Below are 15589 nucleotides of genomic sequence, written 5' to 3' on the forward strand. Positions count from 1 at the left end.
GAATCGCCTGATGTGCCTGATTGTTTTCGCCTGGCGGCCGGGCCACGCCCAACCGCTGATCGTCGCGGCCAACCGTGATGAGTTCTACGCCCGCCCCAGCCTGCCGCTGGCCCAGTGGCTGGATGCGCCCGATGTGTACGCCGGTCGCGACCAGGAAGCGGGCGGCACCTGGCTGGGGGTCAATACCGATGGGCGATTCGCCGCCCTGACCAATATCCGCGACCCGCACCAACCGCCCGCACGCAAGTCGCGCGGTGAATTGGTGGCGCGGTTTCTCAGCGGTTCACTGCCCATTGACGACTACTTGGCCGACGTTAACGGCCGATCGATTGAATATGCTGGGTTTAACCTGCTGGTGGGCACGCGGGATGAGTTGTGGCATTACAACGCCCGGGACACTGCGCCCAGCCTGTTGGCGCCTGGCGTGTACGGGCTATCCAATGCAGGGCTGGATACGCCCTGGCCGAAGCTGCTCAAGGCCAAGTCAGCATTGATCGAAGTCCTGGACGATCCGCAGCCGGACGCGTTGCTGCAGATCTTGAGCGACCCGCTGACAGCGCCATTTGCGGAGTTGCCGGATACCGGCGTGGGGTTGGCGACTGAAAGCCTGTTATCGAGCGTGTTTATCGCCAGCCCAAGTTATGGGACACGGGCGAGTACGGCGCTGATTGTAAATGCCGATGGCACGCGGCGGATGGTGGAGCGTAGTTTCGGCCCCCATGGTGGCCGACTCGGCGAAGTCGAACTCACGCTCTAGGCACACCACAAAACCAATGTGGGAGGGAGCAAGCCCCCTCCCACCTTTCTCATCGGCACCAGGCTTTAGAGGGTCTTGGCGGAAGCTGGATTGATCATCCGCGTCAGCCCCAGGTTCTTCAGCGCCAATTGCAGCGAGCTGTGGATCACTTGCGGGTTGTCGATGGTCATCAACTCCGCCAGCAAGTCCTTGGCCCGGCTCAGGTTGATCTGGCGCAGCATCCACTTCACTTTCGGCAAGTTGGTGGCGTTCATCGACAGGCTGTCAAAGCCCATCGCCATCAACAGCACCGCTGCGGCCGGGTCGCCGGCCATTTCACCGCAGATGCTCACCGGCTTGCCTTCGGCATGGGCGTCGCGCACCACGTGTTGCAGGGCTTGCAGGACGGCCGGGTGCAGGTAGTCGTAGAGGTCGGCCACCCGTGGGTTGTTGCGGTCCACGGCCAGCAGGTACTGGGTCAAGTCGTTGGAACCGACCGAGAGGAAGTCCACCTGCCGCGCCAGCTCCTTGGCCTGGTAGACCGCCGCCGGGATTTCGATCATCACGCCAATCGGCGGCATCGGTACGTCGGCACCTTCGTCGCGCACTTCGCCCCAGGCACGGTGAATCAGGTGCAGGGCCTCTTCCAGCTCATGGGTGCCGGAGATCATCGGCAGCAGGATGCGCAGGTTATTCAAGCCTTCGCTGGCCTTGAGCATGGCGCGGGTTTGTACGAGGAAAATCTCGGGATGGTCGAGGGTGACGCGAATACCGCGCCAGCCGAGGAAGGGGTTGTCTTCCTTGATCGGGAAATAAGACAGTGACTTGTCGCCGCCGATGTCCAGGCTGCGCATGGTCACCGGTAACGGGTGGAAGGCCTGCAATTGCTCGCGATAAATCGCCAACTGCTCCTTCTCACTCGGGAAACGCTGGTTGATCATGAACGGCACTTCGGTGCGGTACAGCCCCACCCCTTCGGCCCCGCGCTGTTGCGCGCGCGCGACATCGGCGAGCAGGCCGGTGTTGACCAGCAGCGGCACGCGGTGGCCGTCGAGGGTGACGCAGGGCAGCTCGCGCAACGAATCGAGGCCTTGCGCCAGTTGTTTCTCTTCTTCCACCACCTCGGCGAATTGCTTGCGCAGCACGTCGCTGGGGTTGGTGTAGACCTCGCCACGATGGCCATCGACGATCATGTCGATGCCGTCGACCTTGGAATAAGGCAAGTCCACCAGGCCCATCACGGTCGGAATGCCCATGGCGCGAGCCAGGATCGCGACGTGGGAGTTGCCCGAACCCAATACCGAAACCAGGCCCACCAGCTTGCCTTCTGGCACTTCGCCAAGCTGAGTGGCCGTCAGTTCTTCACTGACCAGGATGGTGTTATCGGGGAAGACCATGTTGGTGGTGCGATCTTCCTGCAGATAAGCCAGCAGACGGCGACCCAGGTCGCGCACATCCGAAGCCCGTTCACGCAGGTAGGCGTCATCCATCATTTCAAAGCGGTTGACGTGATCGGTGACCACCTGGCGCAACGCGCCCTGGGCCCACTGGCCGGTCTTGATCACGGTCTTGACTTCGTTACCCAGGGACGCGTCGTCGAGCATCATCTGGTACACGTCGAACAGCGCGCGCTCTTCGGGGCGCAGCTGGGTGGCCAGCTTGTTCGACAGGTTGCGCATGTCGGCGCGCACGCCTTCGAGGGCGGTCTTGAACAGCTTGATCTCGGCGTCGATGTCGATGACGGTCTTGTCCGGCACCACATCGAGGTCGGCCGGTGGCAGCATGACCACCGCCGTACCCACCGCAGCGCCCGGCGAACCCGGCACGCCGACGAACTTGGCTTCCTGGATGCCCTTGCCCTGGCGCCCCAGGCCGCGAATCGAGCCCGTGGCTTCGGCGTGGGCGATAACCCCGGCCAGTTGCGCGCTCATGGTCACGAGGAAGGCTTCTTCACCTTCGTCGAACTGGCGGCGTTCTTTCTGCTGGATGACCAACACGCCAACGACGCGGCGGTGGTGGATAATCGGTGCGCCGAGGAACGAGGCGTAGCGCTCTTCACCGGTCTCGGCAAAGTAGCGATACCGCGGGTGATCAGCGGCGTGTTCAAGGTTCAGGGGTTCTTCACGCGTCCCCACCAGGCCCACCAGACCCTCATTGGGTGCCATGCTGACCTTGCCAATGGAGCGCTTGTTCAAGCCCTCGGTGGCCATCAGCACAAAACGGTTGGTCTCTGGGTCCAGCAGGTAAACCGAGCAGACCTGGCTGCCCATGGCTTCCTTGACGCGCAACACAATAATCCCCAACGCCGCCTTGAGATCCTTGGCGGAGTTAACTTCCTGGACGATCTTGCGCAGCGTATTGAGCATGGCTCGGGGTCGAACTCCGTCGTCAGTCGCGCGCTAAAAGGCGCGGGGCAAGCTCTTTGAGAGCGCGACGATAAACCTCGCGCTTGAATGTCACCACCTGGCCCAACGGGTACCAATAGCTGACCCAGCGCCAGCCATCGAACTCCGGTTTACCGGTCAAATCCATCCGCACCCGCTGCTCGTTGGAGATCAGGCGCAGGAGAAACCATTTCTGCTTCTGGCCGATGCACAGCGGTTGGCTGTGGGTACGCACCAGACGTTGCGGCAAACGATAGCGCAACCAGCCGCGGGTACAGGCCAGAATTTGCACATCTTCACGCTCAAGGCCGACTTCTTCGTTCAACTCACGGTACAAGGCGTCTTCAGGGGTTTCGTCGGGGTTGATTCCACCTTGAGGAAACTGCCAGGCATCTTGGTTGATTCGGCGAGCCCATAGCACCTGTCCGGCATCATTCGTAAGAATAATCCCGACATTAGGACGGAAACCATCGGGGTCGATCACGGCAACAACCTCGCAAACGCATGTCGCCGCATTGTTCCACAAAGGTTGATCCAGCGGCAACGAGGCTTCTTACCTTATGTGCACTCTTGTGAAAAGACCGTATTCTGGACGCCTTTTTACAGACTTTTCAGCGAGTAACTGCAATGCGCCTGGCTTTATTCGACTTGGACAACACGCTCCTGGGGGGTGACAGCGATCACGCCTGGGGCGATTACCTCTGCGAACGCGGGATTCTCGACCCGGTGGCCTACAAGGCTCGCAACGATGAGTTCTACCAGGACTACCTGGCCGGCCAACTGGATAACGCGGCCTACCTGAACTTTTGCCTGGAAATCCTCGGCCGCACCGAGATGGCCCAGCTGGACGAGTGGCACAACGACTATATGCGCGACTGCATCGAGCCGATCATGTTGCCGCAGGCATTGGAACTGCTGGCCAAACACCGCGATGCCGGGGACAAGTTGGTGATCATCACCGCCACCAACCGGTTCGTCACCGCGCCAATTGCCGCACGCCTGGGCGTAGACGCCCTGATCGCCACCGAATGCGAGATGGAAGACGGCCGCTACACCGGGCGCAGCACCGATGTGCCGTGTTTCCGTGAAGGCAAGGTGACACGCTTGAATCGTTGGCTGGAAGAGACCGGGCATAGCCTGGAAGGCAGCTATTTTTACAGCGATTCGATGAATGACCTGCCGCTGCTGGAACAGGTGACCCACCCGGTGGCGGTGGATCCGGACCCGAATCTGCGCGCTGAAGCCGAGAAGCGTGGTTGGCCGGTGATTACGCTGCGTAGCTGATGGCCCTATCGGGGGCAAGCCCCTCCCACACTCGAGCGCATTCACAAATCAACATGTGGGAGGGGCTTGCCTCCCGATAAGGTAGGCGCGGTCTAAAACCCTAAACCGGCTTGGCGCCCATCAACCCCGCAATCGCTACAAACCCCACCAGGCTGACCACTGCCAGGACCAGGGTGAAATTCAGGCTGCCGCCCTCGCCCTTGCGCAGGCGATTGAGCCGCGCCACCAGCCAGAACCAGGCCAGCGCCGCGACGGTGTAGAGGATGCTGGAGCCCAGGATCCAGGTCTGCCCCAGCGGCCAGCCGATCAAGTGCGCCAGCCACCAGCCGGTAAACGGCATGCTGAGCAGGCAGACCCCCATCAGCAACCACACGAACACCCATGGGCGTTGCACGGTAACCGCCGGGCCGGCACTGCGTTTGCGCCAGGCCAGCAGTGCCAGGCCCAGGCCGCTGAGCAGCAATAACGCAGTGGCCGCAATGTGGATAACTTTCAGGGTGGTCAGGGTTTCCATGGTTTCGATTCCTTAAAGGCCGCCCAATCAGCGTAGTCGTTCAACCGAGGAACAGTTGGTACGCCGGGTTATCACTTTCATCCCAGTACGGGTAGCCGATGGCTTCAAGGGCTGCAGGCACCAAGTGGCGCTCGTCCGCCGGCACTTGCAAGCCGGCGACCACACGGCCATCAGCCGCGCCATGGTTGCGATAGTGGAACATCGAGATATTCCAGCGCCCGCCCAGCTTATTCAGGAAGTTGAACAGCGCGCCGGGGCGCTCCGGGAACTCGAAGCGCAACACCACTTCATCGCTGACTTTGGCCGCATGCCCGCCAACCATATGGCGGATGTGCAACTTGGCCAGCTCGTTTTCGGTCAGGTCCAGCACCGGAAAGCCCTTGCCGGTGAGGCTGGCGATCAACGCGCTGCGCGGGTCGTTTTCCGGGTGGGTCTGCACGCCGACAAAGATGTGCGCCTCGCTGCCGGAGTGGTAGCGGTAGTTGAATTCGGTGATCTGGCGCTTGCCCACGGCCTCGCAGAACGCTTTGAAGCTGCCCGGTTTTTCCGGGATGGTCACGGCGATAATGGCTTCGCGCCCCTCACCCAACTCAGCGCGCTCGGCCACATGGCGCAGGCGGTCGAAGTTGACGTTGGCCCCCGAGTCGATGGCCACCAGGGTTTGCCCGGTGATGCCACGGGTCTCGACGTACTTCTTGATACCGGCCACGCCCAGCGCGCCGGCCGGCTCGGTGATCGAACGGGTATCGTCGTAGATGTCCTTGATCGCCGCACAGATTTCATCGGTGCTGACGGTGATCACTTCATCCACATAGTCCTTGCAGATATCGAAGGTGTACTGGCCGATCTGCGCCACGGCCACGCCATCGGCAAAAATGCCCACGGTCGGCAATACCACACGTTCGCCCGCCGCCATCGCGGCTTGCAGGCAGTTGGAGTCGTCCGGCTCGACGCCGATGATCTTGATTTCCGGGCGCAGGTATTTCACGTACGCCGCGATACCCGCGATCAGCCCGCCGCCGCCCACCGGAACGAAGATCGCATCCAACGGCCCTGGGTGCTGGCGCAGGATCTCCATGGCCACAGTGCCCTGCCCGGCAATGGTGTGCGGATCGTCATAGGGGTGGATGTAGACGTAGCCTTTTTCATCGACCAGCTTCAGCGAGTAGGCCAGGGCTTCCGGGAAGGAATCACCGTGCAGCACCACCTTGCCGCCACGGGAGCGCACGCCTTCGACCTTGATCTCCGGGGTGGTCTTGGGCATTACGATAGTGGCCTTGACCCCCAGCACCTTGGCTGCCAGGGCCAGGCCCTGGGCATGGTTGCCGGCCGAGGCGGTGACCACGCCGCGCGCACGCTCTTCGTCCGTCAACTGGGTCAGCTTGTTATACGCACCGCGAATCTTGAATGAGAACACCGGCTGCAAGTCTTCACGCTTGAGCCAGACCTTGTTGCCCAGCCGCTCGGAGAGCTGGCGGGCGGTCTGCAATGGAGTTTCCACGGCAACGTCGTAAACGCGCGAGGTGAGGATCTTTTTGACGTACTGTTCAAGCATCGGAAAGCATCACTGGGCGGGTTGGGCAGGGTCGAGGAGTCTAACCCGGCTTTTGGCCGTACGACCACACGAATCCCGAGGTTTTGTTGGGTTATACTCGCGCCCTCTTTACTCCCCGCCCGTTCCGGAGCCCGCATGACCCAGGATCAACTCAAACAGGCAGTGGCCCAGGCCGCCGTCGATTTAATCCTTCCTAAACTCGACGACAAGAGCATCGTCGGTGTCGGCACCGGCTCCACCGCCAACTGCTTTATCGATGCGCTGGCCAAGCACAAGGGCGCATTCGATGGCGCCGTGGCCAGCTCCGAAGCCACCGCCGCACGCCTCAAGGGCCATGGCATTCCGGTGTACGAGCTCAATACCGTGAGCGACCTGGAGTTCTATGTCGACGGTGCCGATGAAAGCGACGCGCACCTGAACCTGATCAAGGGCGGCGGCGCGGCCCTGACCCGCGAGAAGATCGTCGCGGCCGTGGCCAAGACCTTTATCTGCATCGCCGACGCCAGCAAGCTGGTGCCGGTGCTCGGCGCGTTCCCGCTGCCGGTGGAAGTGATCCCCATGGCCCGCAGCCACGTGGCCCGCGAACTGGTGAAACTGGGCGGCGACCCGGTGTACCGCGAAGGCGTGTTGACCGACAACGGCAACATCATCCTCGACGTGTTCAACATGCAAATCACCAACCCGGTGGAGCTTGAGACTCAGATCAACGCCATCGTCGGCGTGGTCACCAACGGCCTGTTCGCTGCGCGTCCGGCTGATGTGCTGTTGCTGGGCACGCCCGAAGGCGTGAAAACCCTCAAGGCCTGAGAACACCACACATCCAATGTGGGAGGGGGCTTGCCCCCGATGGCGGTGCCTAAGTCAAGTAGATGTCGACTGACACATCGCTATCGGGGGCAAGCCCCCTCCCACATTTTTGATCGGCGGTGCCTCAGAGATTGGGTTTCTTGAACACATAGAACAGGTTCGGCTCGCTGACCAGGTACAACGTGCCCTCGTCATCCATGGCGATCCCTTCGGCCTGCGGCACGCGCTTGCCCAGGCCATGGCGCCCTTTGAGCAGCGACAAACTGCTTAATGGCCGCCCATCGATATCCAGCTCCAACACCAGGAACGACTCATCCGACAGCGCCAGCAAATGACCGCTGCGCTCATCGTATTGCAAGCTTGAAAGGTCGCGCACAAACAACCCGGCATCGCGCCTGGGGTTGTTGACCACGTGCACTGAGTAGGTTTTTTCCGGTTTGAAATGGGGAAAGCCGTGGACCTCGTAGATCAGCATCGGGTCGCGCTCCTTGGCGACAAACAGGCGCTTGCCAACCGAGTCATAGGCCAACCCTTCGAACCCCTTGTTGCCGCCGACATGCATGCCCAGGGTCATCTGCTCCGCGTCGGCCGCGTCGAGGAATTGGGTGTCGTCGTCCACATGCACCTTGATCAGGCGTTGCTGGCGCTCATCGCTGATGACGTAGATGTTGTCGCTGATGAACTCCACGGCTTCGGCATCGCCAAACCCCACCAGGGGAATGCGTCGCAGGATCTTGCCCTGCAGGGACAGTTCGATCAGTTCGGCGTTTTTATTGGTGACAGTAAACAGGCTGTTGCGCACAGGGTCGTAGGTGAGCGCTGAAACATCGTCGTCGAGCCCCTCGATCACCTGGGCTTCGAGGGCGACCCGATAATCCGCCAGGCCGATGGAGCGCTCGTCGGCAGGCTGGCGCCACGCTTTCCAGTTGAACCAGGCGCGCTCGAACAGACGAAACTGTTGCGCAAAGACGCCGACGGAAACCAGCGCAATCAACAGCAGGATAAACAATGCAGGTTTGGGGCGGGCAAATCGGCGCATCGGGGCGGGCTCGAAGAAAAACTGGCGAATAGATATCAAGGTCGCCTGAATTTAAACTTAAACGCACCGGACTGTCTGGCGAATGCCGCTCATAGAGACGCATCCGACGTAATCGGTCTGCTATTTCCGCTTCTCGAAGCGATAGAACAGGTTTGGCTCACTGACAAAGTACAGGTTGCCACTCTCGTCCATGGTCACCCCTTCCGCGCGGGGGATGGTGTCTTTCAGGCCATTGAAGCCGCCGAGCAAGGTCATGAAGCTGACCTGCTTGCCCTTCTCGTCCAGTTCCAGCAACAGGTGGGAGTCCGCCGACAGCACCAGCAAGTGCCCGGTACGCGGGTCGACGGCCAGGGCCGAGAGGTTGCGCATGTCCAGCTCGGTGCTGGCCAGCTTTTGCTTGTCGCCGACCAGGGTCTGGCTACCGTCGCTTTTCCAGGTGAACAGCGCCGGCGGTCGTTCTTCACCCAGCACCAGTTGCTGGTTGCGCTTGTCCCAGGTGATGGCTTCAAAGGCTTTGTTCTGGTCTTTGGACGGCCCCAGGTCATAACTGGAGAAGTCCGCCTTGTTCAACGCTGTCGTACCGGCGTCGACCTTGATGATGGTCAGGCTGTGCTGGCGCTCATCCACCACGGCCATCAGGCCGTTTTCCATGACAGTCACACCTTCCGGGTTATTCCAACCGTTGAGCGGCATCTTGCGCAGCACATCGCCTTGCAGGGTCAACTCAACCAGGAACGGGTTCTTGCCCATGACCGAAAACAGGGTTTTGGTCTGCGGGTTATAGGCCAGGTCGGAAGCCTCGTCCTTCTCCATGCCGGGCAACAACTTGGCGTCGATCACGGCGCGATAGTCCGGTAGCCAGACACTGGCCTCGCGCTCGGCGGGCGATTCAAAACGCTCCACCAACCACAACACACCGCGATTGTCCCAATGCATGGCCCAGGCGATGCCATACACAATGGCCCCGACCAGGAACAGCCAGGAATACCAGCGCAGGGCAAAACGCGAACGTCGCTTGGGCGTCAGGGTAGGCAGGGGCACAGCCATTGGGCGCTTATCCAGAAAGTCAGCATTAGGTGATAGCACAGGCTCGACGAGCCTGCGTGTTCGAGGCTGAGGATTATCCGGATAGCGTGTGAAAAAAATGCAAAACATTGGATTTGTGGCGAGCGGGCTTGCCCTAATGCCGTTCAGTTAAGGCTTTTTTGTAGGAGCGAGCTTGCTCGCGAAAAACTCAGCGAGCAAGCTCGCTCCTACAGAAGGCGATGTACGCTTAACTGAACGGCATTAGGGCTTGCCCCGCGTTGGGCTGCGAAGCAGCCCCAAAACACAGCCCCGGAGCTGACTGAAACACTGCAGCGCTCTTATTGGGGCTGCTGCGCAGCCCAACGCGGGGCAAGCCCGCTCGCCACAAGGATGCGAGAGTTAGCGCAACCCCACACATTTTTACCGCGTTTCGTCAGGCGCTCAGCGAACGCTGCTTTCGAAGCGGTTCACGCCAGACAGTTCCAGCACCAATTCATCACCCACATTCAGCGGGCCTACGCCGGCCGGGGTGCCGGTGAGGATTACATCGCCAGCTTGCAGTGAGAAACAGCCGGCCATGTGCTGGATCATCGGGACGATCGGGTTGAGCATCTGCGCGCTATTGCCGTCCTGGCGCACTTCGCCGTTGATGGTCAGGCGAATGCCGATATCGGCCAGGTCCGGGAACGTACTGCCGACCACGAACGGGGCAATCACCGCCGCGCCGTCGAAGGACTTGGCGATTTCCCACGGCAAGCCCTTGGCTTTGAGCTCAGCCTGCTTGTCCCGCAGGGTCAGGTCCAGGGCCGGGGCGAAGCCGGAGATGGCGTCCAGCACTTCTTCACGGCTGGGCTTGGTCGACAGGGGCTTGCCGATCAGCACGGCGATTTCCGCTTCGTAGTGCACCGAACCGCGTTCGGTCGGAATGCTGAAACCACCTTCCAGCGGCACCACGCAACTGCCCGGCTTGATGAACAACAACGGCTCGGTCGGTACCGGGTTGTCCAGTTCCTTGGCATGTTCGGCGTAGTTACGCCCAATACACACCACTTTACCCACAGGAAAGTGGATGTTGGTGCCGTCGACATACTTGTGCTGGTAGCTCATGAAACGACTCCTTCAGGGGCGGTTAAACAGCGAAGATCTTGCCAGGGTTCATGATCCCTTTCGGGTCGAACACGGCCTTCACGGCCTTCATGTATTCGATTTCAACCGGCGAGCGGCTGTAGGTCAGGTAATCGCGCTTGGTCATGCCCACGCCGTGCTCGGCGGAGATCGAGCCGTTGTACTTCTGAACGGTTTCGAATACCCATTTATTCACGGTGGCGCACTTGGCGAAGAACTCGTCCTTGCTCAGGTTTTCCGGCTTGAGGATGTTCAAGTGCAGGTTGCCGTCGCCGATATGGCCGAACCAGACGATTTCGAAGTCCGGGTAGTGTTCGCCGACGATCGCGTCAATTTCCTTCAAGAACGCCGGCACTTTGGAGACAGTCACCGAGATATCGTTCTTGTAGGGCGTCCAGTGGGAAATGGTCTCCGAGATGTACTCGCGCAGCTTCCACAGGTTGTGCAGTTGGGTTTCGCTCTGGCTCATCACGCCGTCCAGCACCCAACCCTGCTCCACGCAGTGCTCGAAGGTTTCCAGGGCATGGTTGGCAACTTCTTCGGTGGTGGCTTCAAATTCCAGCAGCGCATAGAACGGGCATTCGGTTTCGAACGGTGCAGGCACATCGCCACGACCGAGGACTTTGGCCAGGGCCTTGTCGGAGAAAAACTCGAACGCGGTCAGGTCCAGCTTGCCCTGGAAGGCATGCAGCACCGGCATGATCGAATCGAAGTCGGTGGTACCGAGCACCATGGCGGTGAGGTTTTTCGGCGCCCGATCCAGGCGCATGGTGGCTTCGACCACAAAGCCCAGGGTGCCTTCAGCACCGATGAACAGCTGGCGCATGTCGTAGCCGGTGGCGTTCTTGATCAGGTCGCGGTTCAGCTCCAGCACATCGCCCTTGCCGGTGACGACTTTCATGCCGGCCACCCAGTTACGGGTCATGCCGTAGCGAATCACCTTGATCCCGCCGGCATTGGTGCCGATATTGCCGCCAATCTGGCTCGAACCGGACGACGCGAAATCCACCGGGTAGTACAAGCCGTTTTCTTCGGCGACGTTCTGCAATTGCTTGGTGACCACCCCCGGCTGGCACTTGGCGGTACGGTCGGTGAGGTTCACCTCGAGGATCTGGTTCATATAGTCGAACGAGACGACCACTTCGCCATTGGCCGCGACCGCCGCGGCCGACAGGCCGGTACGGCCACCGGACGGCACCAGCGCCACTGTGTGCTCATTGGCCCAGCGGACAATGGCCTGCACCTGCTCGATGGTCTTGGGGAAGACGATGGCGGTGGGGGCGGGAGCGAAGTGCTTGGTCCAATCCTTGCCGTAAGCCTCCAGGGAGTCTGCATCGGTCAGCACTTTGCCGGGCTCAACCAGGGTCTTTAGCTCATCAATCAGGGCAGGATGGGTCATCGACAGAACTCTCGAACAATTCATGGTCATCCTGAGAACGCTTCACGTCGCAGGAATAGGTGTTTAGCGGGGCGCGTATGCTAGCATACCGCCCCCGCAGGACAGAGCCCAAAGGCGTTTCTGCGGTGACGGCTTTCCTGCCGTCCGGGTCAGCTTAAGCGATCCGATTCCCTGCCATTTTTCTCCGGGATACAGGTTTACGCAGATGAGCAAGACTTCTCTCGATAAGAGCAAGATCAAGTTCCTTCTTCTGGAAGGCGTCCACCCATCGGCCGTCGAAGTACTGAAGGCCGCCGGGTACTCCAGCATTGAGTACATCACCAGTTCTCTGCCGGAAGCCCAGCTCAAGGAAAAGATCGCCGACGCGCACTTTATCGGCATTCGCTCCCGCACCCAGTTGACCGAAGAGATCTTCGATCACGCCAAGAAACTCGTGGCGGTCGGCTGTTTCTGCATCGGCACCAACCAGGTCGACCTCAACGCAGCGCGCGAGCGCGGCATCGCGGTGTTCAACGCACCGTACTCCAACACCCGCTCCGTTGCGGAACTGGTGCTGGCCGAGGCGATCCTGCTGTTGCGCGGTATTCCTGAGAAGAACGCTTCCTGCCACCGTGGCGGCTGGATCAAGAGCGCAGCCAACTCCTTCGAAATCCGCGGCAAGAAGCTGGGTATCGTCGGTTACGGCTCGATCGGTACTCAGCTGTCGGTCCTGGCTGAAGGCCTCGGCATGCAGGTGTTCTTCTACGACACCCTGACCAAGCTGCCATTGGGCAACGCCACGCAAGTGTCGAGCCTGACCGAGCTGCTGGGCATGTCCGATATCGTCACTCTGCACGTGCCGGAAACCGCTGAGACCCAGTGGATGATCGGCGAAAAGGAAATCCGCGCCATCAAGAAAGGCGGGATCCTGATCAACGCCGCACGCGGCACCGTGGTCGAGCTGGACGCCCTGGCCGAGGCGATCAAGGACAAGCACCTGATCGGCGCCGCGATCGACGTGTTCCCGGTGGAGCCGCGCTCCAACGACGACATCTTCGAAAGCCCGCTGCGTGGCCTGGACAACGTGATCCTGACCCCGCACATCGGCGGTTCCACCGCTGAAGCCCAGGCCAACATTGGCCTGGAAGTGTCGGAGAAACTGGTCAAGTACAGCGACAACGGTACGTCGGTCTCGTCCGTCAACTTCCCGGAAGTGGCCCTGCCGGCTCACCCTGGCAAGCACCGTCTGCTGCACATCCACCAGAACATCCCTGGCGTGATGATGGAGATCAACAAGGTCTTCGCGGAAAACGGCATCAACATCTCCGGTCAGTTCCTGCAGACCAACGAGAAGGTTGGCTACGTGGTGATCGACGTCGACGCCGAGTACTCGGACCTGGCGCAAGAGAAGCTGCAGCACATCAACGGCACTATCCGTAGCCGCGTGTTGTTCTAAGGCTTTAAACGCTGCATAAAAAATGGGAGACCCGCAGAGGTCTCCCATTTTTTTGTCTGAACAAATCTTACTTGACGTTAACGGTGATCACTTTCGAGGCTACAGTCGGGTTGAACTGCATGTGCAGCTTGTCGCCGGCCACCAGTTGCAAGGTGTGCTCGCCTGGGGTGAGGGTCAATTCGGTTTCGGTCTGGGCTTTGCCGTAGTGGATCACGGTGTCGGTGGCCGGGATCGGCGCGCTGGCGTCTGGCAGCTCTTTCTGGTCGACCAGCAAGTGGTGGTGGCCGGTGCCTGGGGTCTGGTCGGTAGCCGGGGCCAGTTTCAGGCCTTCCATACCGAATTTCACGGTGAAGGTTTTATCGACGGTGGCGCCGTCTTTGGGCGAGACGATAAACACCTTGGCGCCTTCGGGCGGTGCGCTGCGCGGGATACCATCGGCGGCGGAGGCCAACATGGAGGCACCCAGCAATAGGCTGGCCAGCACTGTATTAGAGAGTGTTGCGCGTGACAAAAGGGCTTTCATTCGCTTCTCCGGTTTTTCAAGAAATGTGTTGGGTTGTGACAACTTCGCGACAAATTGCTGTCCAAGGCACTCAACACCATAGCAAAGCGATGCTGAACGGCGCCTCGCACATAAAAATTCTCTAGGAGTGACCATGCGCTTTTCGCCTGGCCTGTTACTGCTGCTTCCCCTTCTGAGCCCCCTGGCTCACGCCGAACTGGTCGATGATGTGTTCGATCGTGGCGAACTGCGCATCGCCCTTGAAGCCAATACGCCACCGTTCAACTTCAAGGACGGCGACAAACTCACCGGTTTTGAAGTGGAACTGGGTGAACTGCTGGCAAAGGAAATGGACGTACGCTCCTCGTTCATCACCACCGATGACGCCGACTTGCTGCCAGGGGTGGCAACCGGCAAGTACGACGTGGCCATTAACCATATCGCTAAGACTGCCGACCTTGAGGATCAGTTCGATTTCAGTGAGGTTTATCGCGAGAAGCCCGATTTGGTGATCCCGTTCCAAAAGGGTAACCCCGCGTTCAAGACGAGCCTTGACGGCGCGCTGAAACGGGTGAAGGAGGATGGCCGGTTAAAGGCGCTGTCGCAGAAGTGGTTTGACGCAGAAGCACCGACTACAGCTGCGCCAGTGCCTGCGCAGCCTCAGGTAACTCCAGCTCACTGAACACCTGCACGCCGTGGCGTTTGAGCAGCGCCGCGGTTACGCCCTCGCCCTTCACTTTCACGCCGGTAAAGGTGCCGTCATAAGTGAGCAGGTTGCCACACGACGGGCTGTTGGCCTTGAGCACGGCGATGCGAATAGCGTGGCGTTGCACCAGCGCCAAGGCCTGGCGGGCGCCGTCGAGAAAGGCGGCGCTGAAATCTTCGCCCTCGGCCGTCAGCACCTGGGCGCGCCCCTCCCACACATCCACACCCTGCCCGCCTGGGATCTCGGCGGCAGGTCGTGGCGTTGGCAAACCACCCGACACTTCCGGGCAGATCGCAACCACACGCCCCTCGGCCTGCCATGCGGCCAACTGGTCAAACGGCCCGCTGGCCCCGCCGTCGTAACGCACCTTGTGCCCGAGCAGGCAGCGGCTGACCAGAATCTTTTGCATGCTCAAAACGGCTCATTGCCCCGCCGGCGAAACCAGCCCGTCAGGGACAGGCGCTCACGCGTAGCAGGCAAAACTTCGTGGGGTACCTCGCCCGACAGGAACACCACCAGGCAACCTCCGGTGGGCACCACGTCGTATTCGACGCCGTCCTTGAGGTACATGCGCAACTGGCCGCCATGCTCGGGCAGCCAGGCGTCGTTCAAGTAGATCACCGCCGACACCGTGCGCCGATCATCATCGCGAAACCGGTCCAGGTGCTTGAGGTAGAAGGCCCCTGGCGGGTACATCGCGAAGTGGCTTTCGAAATCCTCCAGGCCCAGGAACAGGTTGCGGTTCATCGCCAGGCGCAGGCTGTCCATCAGCGCCATATAGTCGCCACAGACCGCCGCGTCGCCCTCTTCCAGCCACTGGATATGGTCGCCGCGAATACCCTCACGAATTTCCTGGGCCGGCCCGCGCCCCACCGCCGCCGGCGACAGCTCACCTTCGGCCGCACGTTTACGGCACTCAGCCGCCAGTTCCAGGGTCAGAGCCTGGGACAGGAAGGCGTTCTGCTGCGACCAGCCTTTCTCGGCCAGGTCGTCGACGATGCGTTGCAGCAGCGGGTGATCAAAGGGTATTTGCATGGCGCGCATAGTATCCATACGCCTATGAATCCGACAGAGCCG

At 60.6% G+C, this 15589-nt stretch carries 16 protein-coding genes; 5 read left to right on the forward strand and 11 right to left on the reverse strand.

Annotation, left to right across the window (positions count from 1 at the left end; genetic code table 11):
• Positions 1–10 precede the first annotated feature (10 nt).
• Positions 11–757 carry an NRDE family protein gene (locus A7317_RS27805; protein ID WP_024077950.1) on the forward strand — a complete coding sequence of 249 codons (747 nt, stop codon included), beginning with the start codon at positions 11–13 and terminating at the stop codon, positions 755–757.
• Between the two features lie 65 nt (positions 758–822).
• On the opposite strand, the gene ptsP is transcribed toward A7317_RS27805, so the two are convergent.
• Together ptsP and A7317_RS27815 are read right to left on the reverse strand one after the other, a co-directional pair.
• Positions 823–3102 (reverse strand): phosphoenolpyruvate--protein phosphotransferase, encoded by a 2280-nt coding sequence (ptsP, locus tag A7317_RS27810; protein ID WP_024077951.1) that lies wholly within the window; start codon positions 3100–3102, stop codon positions 823–825.
• 22 nt (positions 3103–3124) lie between these two features.
• Entirely contained in the window at positions 3125–3604 is a 480-nt protein-coding gene (locus A7317_RS27815; protein ID WP_003176750.1) for an RNA pyrophosphohydrolase, read from the reverse strand.
• A gap of 143 nt (positions 3605–3747) precedes the next feature.
• On the opposite strand from A7317_RS27815, the gene A7317_RS27820 reads away from it, so the two are divergent.
• The gene (locus A7317_RS27820; protein ID WP_024077952.1) at positions 3748–4404 is read left to right on the forward strand and encodes an HAD family hydrolase; all 657 of its coding nucleotides are present in this window, start codon (positions 3748–3750) and stop codon (positions 4402–4404) included.
• Positions 4405–4504: 100 nt separating this feature from the next.
• On the opposite strand, the gene A7317_RS27825 is transcribed toward A7317_RS27820, so the two are convergent.
• Both A7317_RS27825 and ilvA read right to left on the reverse strand, forming a co-directional pair.
• Positions 4505–4918 carry a DUF2269 family protein gene (locus tag A7317_RS27825; RefSeq protein ID WP_024077953.1) on the reverse strand — a complete coding sequence of 138 codons (414 nt, stop codon included), beginning with the start codon at positions 4916–4918 and terminating at the stop codon, positions 4505–4507.
• A 40-nt stretch (positions 4919–4958) separates the two neighbouring features.
• A complete protein-coding gene (gene ilvA, locus A7317_RS27830; protein ID WP_024077954.1) occupies positions 4959–6473 on the reverse strand; it encodes a threonine ammonia-lyase, biosynthetic in 1515 nt (504 codons plus the stop codon).
• Between the two features lie 135 nt (positions 6474–6608).
• Here ilvA and rpiA point away from each other — a divergent pair, with 135 nt between their 5' ends.
• Positions 6609–7280 carry a ribose-5-phosphate isomerase RpiA gene (rpiA, locus tag A7317_RS27835; protein ID WP_024077955.1) on the forward strand — a complete coding sequence of 224 codons (672 nt, stop codon included), beginning with the start codon at positions 6609–6611 and terminating at the stop codon, positions 7278–7280.
• Positions 7281–7404: 124 nt separating this feature from the next.
• Here the strand turns inward: rpiA and A7317_RS27840 are convergent, their stop codons facing one another.
• The 4 genes from A7317_RS27840 to A7317_RS27855 all read right to left on the reverse strand — a co-directional run bounded on the left by A7317_RS27840 (position 7405) and on the right by A7317_RS27855 (position 11869).
• Positions 7405–8319, reverse strand: coding sequence for an SdiA-regulated domain-containing protein (locus tag A7317_RS27840; protein WP_024077956.1), 915 nt, complete (start codon positions 8317–8319; stop codon positions 7405–7407).
• Positions 8320–8439: 120 nt separating this feature from the next.
• Entirely contained in the window at positions 8440–9366 is a 927-nt protein-coding gene (locus A7317_RS27845; RefSeq protein WP_024077957.1) for an SdiA-regulated domain-containing protein, read from the reverse strand.
• A gap of 420 nt (positions 9367–9786) precedes the next feature.
• On the reverse strand, positions 9787–10452 hold the full coding sequence (locus A7317_RS27850; RefSeq protein ID WP_024077958.1) for a fumarylacetoacetate hydrolase family protein: 666 nt from the start codon (positions 10450–10452) through the stop codon (positions 9787–9789).
• 22 nt (positions 10453–10474) lie between these two features.
• Positions 10475–11869, reverse strand: a complete 1395-nt coding sequence (locus tag A7317_RS27855; protein ID WP_069077232.1) for an FAD-binding oxidoreductase — start codon at positions 11867–11869, stop codon at positions 10475–10477.
• A gap of 205 nt (positions 11870–12074) precedes the next feature.
• Between A7317_RS27855 and serA the strand changes: the two genes are divergently transcribed.
• Positions 12075–13304, forward strand: coding sequence for a phosphoglycerate dehydrogenase (gene serA / locus A7317_RS27860; protein ID WP_024077960.1), 1230 nt, complete (start codon positions 12075–12077; stop codon positions 13302–13304).
• 67 nt (positions 13305–13371) lie between these two features.
• Here the strand turns inward: serA and A7317_RS27865 are convergent, their stop codons facing one another.
• Positions 13372–13827, reverse strand: coding sequence for a DUF4399 domain-containing protein (locus A7317_RS27865; RefSeq protein WP_069077233.1), 456 nt, complete (start codon positions 13825–13827; stop codon positions 13372–13374).
• Positions 13828–13960: 133 nt separating this feature from the next.
• Between A7317_RS27865 and A7317_RS27870 the strand changes: the two genes are divergently transcribed.
• Positions 13961–14488, forward strand: a complete 528-nt coding sequence (locus A7317_RS27870) for a transporter substrate-binding domain-containing protein (protein ID WP_069077234.1) — start codon at positions 13961–13963, stop codon at positions 14486–14488.
• On the opposite strand, the gene A7317_RS27875 is transcribed toward A7317_RS27870, so the two are convergent.
• Both A7317_RS27875 and A7317_RS27880 read right to left on the reverse strand, forming a co-directional pair.
• The gene (locus A7317_RS27875; protein ID WP_024077963.1) at positions 14439–14921 is read right to left on the reverse strand and encodes a DUF523 domain-containing protein; all 483 of its coding nucleotides are present in this window, start codon (positions 14919–14921) and stop codon (positions 14439–14441) included. The genes A7317_RS27870 and A7317_RS27875 overlap by 50 nt on opposite strands.
• Before the next feature lie 2 nt (positions 14922–14923).
• On the reverse strand, positions 14924–15556 hold the full coding sequence (locus tag A7317_RS27880) for a 2OG-Fe(II) oxygenase (protein ID WP_024077964.1): 633 nt from the start codon (positions 15554–15556) through the stop codon (positions 14924–14926).
• Positions 15557–15589 lie beyond the last annotated feature (33 nt).

It is taken from the genome of Pseudomonas fluorescens (assembly GCF_001708445.1).
GTDB lineage: Bacteria > Pseudomonadota > Gammaproteobacteria > Pseudomonadales > Pseudomonadaceae > Aquipseudomonas > Aquipseudomonas gorinensis.

What these genes read in the sequence shown, in the direction of transcription:
- A7317_RS27805 (WP_024077950.1), top strand. Translation starts at nt 11, where the DNA reads ATGTGCCTGATTGTTTTCGCCTGGCGGCCGGGCCACGCCCAACCGCTG.
- ptsP (WP_024077951.1), bottom strand. Translation starts at nt 3,102, where the DNA reads ATGCTCAATACGCTGCGCAAGATCGTCCAGGAAGTTAACTCCGCCAAG.
- A7317_RS27820 (WP_024077952.1), top strand. Translation starts at nt 3,748, where the DNA reads ATGCGCCTGGCTTTATTCGACTTGGACAACACGCTCCTGGGGGGTGAC.
- A7317_RS27825 (WP_024077953.1), bottom strand. Translation starts at nt 4,918, where the DNA reads ATGGAAACCCTGACCACCCTGAAAGTTATCCACATTGCGGCCACTGCG.
- ilvA (WP_024077954.1), bottom strand. Translation starts at nt 6,473, where the DNA reads ATGCTTGAACAGTACGTCAAAAAGATCCTCACCTCGCGCGTTTACGAC.
- rpiA (WP_024077955.1), top strand. Translation starts at nt 6,609, where the DNA reads ATGACCCAGGATCAACTCAAACAGGCAGTGGCCCAGGCCGCCGTCGAT.
- A7317_RS27840 (WP_024077956.1), bottom strand. Translation starts at nt 8,319, where the DNA reads ATGCGCCGATTTGCCCGCCCCAAACCTGCATTGTTTATCCTGCTGTTG.
- A7317_RS27845 (WP_024077957.1), bottom strand. Translation starts at nt 9,366, where the DNA reads ATGGCTGTGCCCCTGCCTACCCTGACGCCCAAGCGACGTTCGCGTTTT.
- A7317_RS27850 (WP_024077958.1), bottom strand. Translation starts at nt 10,452, where the DNA reads ATGAGCTACCAGCACAAGTATGTCGACGGCACCAACATCCACTTTCCT.
- A7317_RS27855 (WP_069077232.1), bottom strand. Translation starts at nt 11,869, where the DNA reads ATGACCCATCCTGCCCTGATTGATGAGCTAAAGACCCTGGTTGAGCCC.
- serA (WP_024077960.1), top strand. Translation starts at nt 12,075, where the DNA reads ATGAGCAAGACTTCTCTCGATAAGAGCAAGATCAAGTTCCTTCTTCTG.
- A7317_RS27865 (WP_069077233.1), bottom strand. Translation starts at nt 13,827, where the DNA reads ATGAAAGCCCTTTTGTCACGCGCAACACTCTCTAATACAGTGCTGGCC.
- A7317_RS27870 (WP_069077234.1), top strand. Translation starts at nt 13,961, where the DNA reads ATGCGCTTTTCGCCTGGCCTGTTACTGCTGCTTCCCCTTCTGAGCCCC.
- A7317_RS27875 (WP_024077963.1), bottom strand. Translation starts at nt 14,921, where the DNA reads ATGCAAAAGATTCTGGTCAGCCGCTGCCTGCTCGGGCACAAGGTGCGT.
- A7317_RS27880 (WP_024077964.1), bottom strand. Translation starts at nt 15,556, where the DNA reads ATGCGCGCCATGCAAATACCCTTTGATCACCCGCTGCTGCAACGCATC.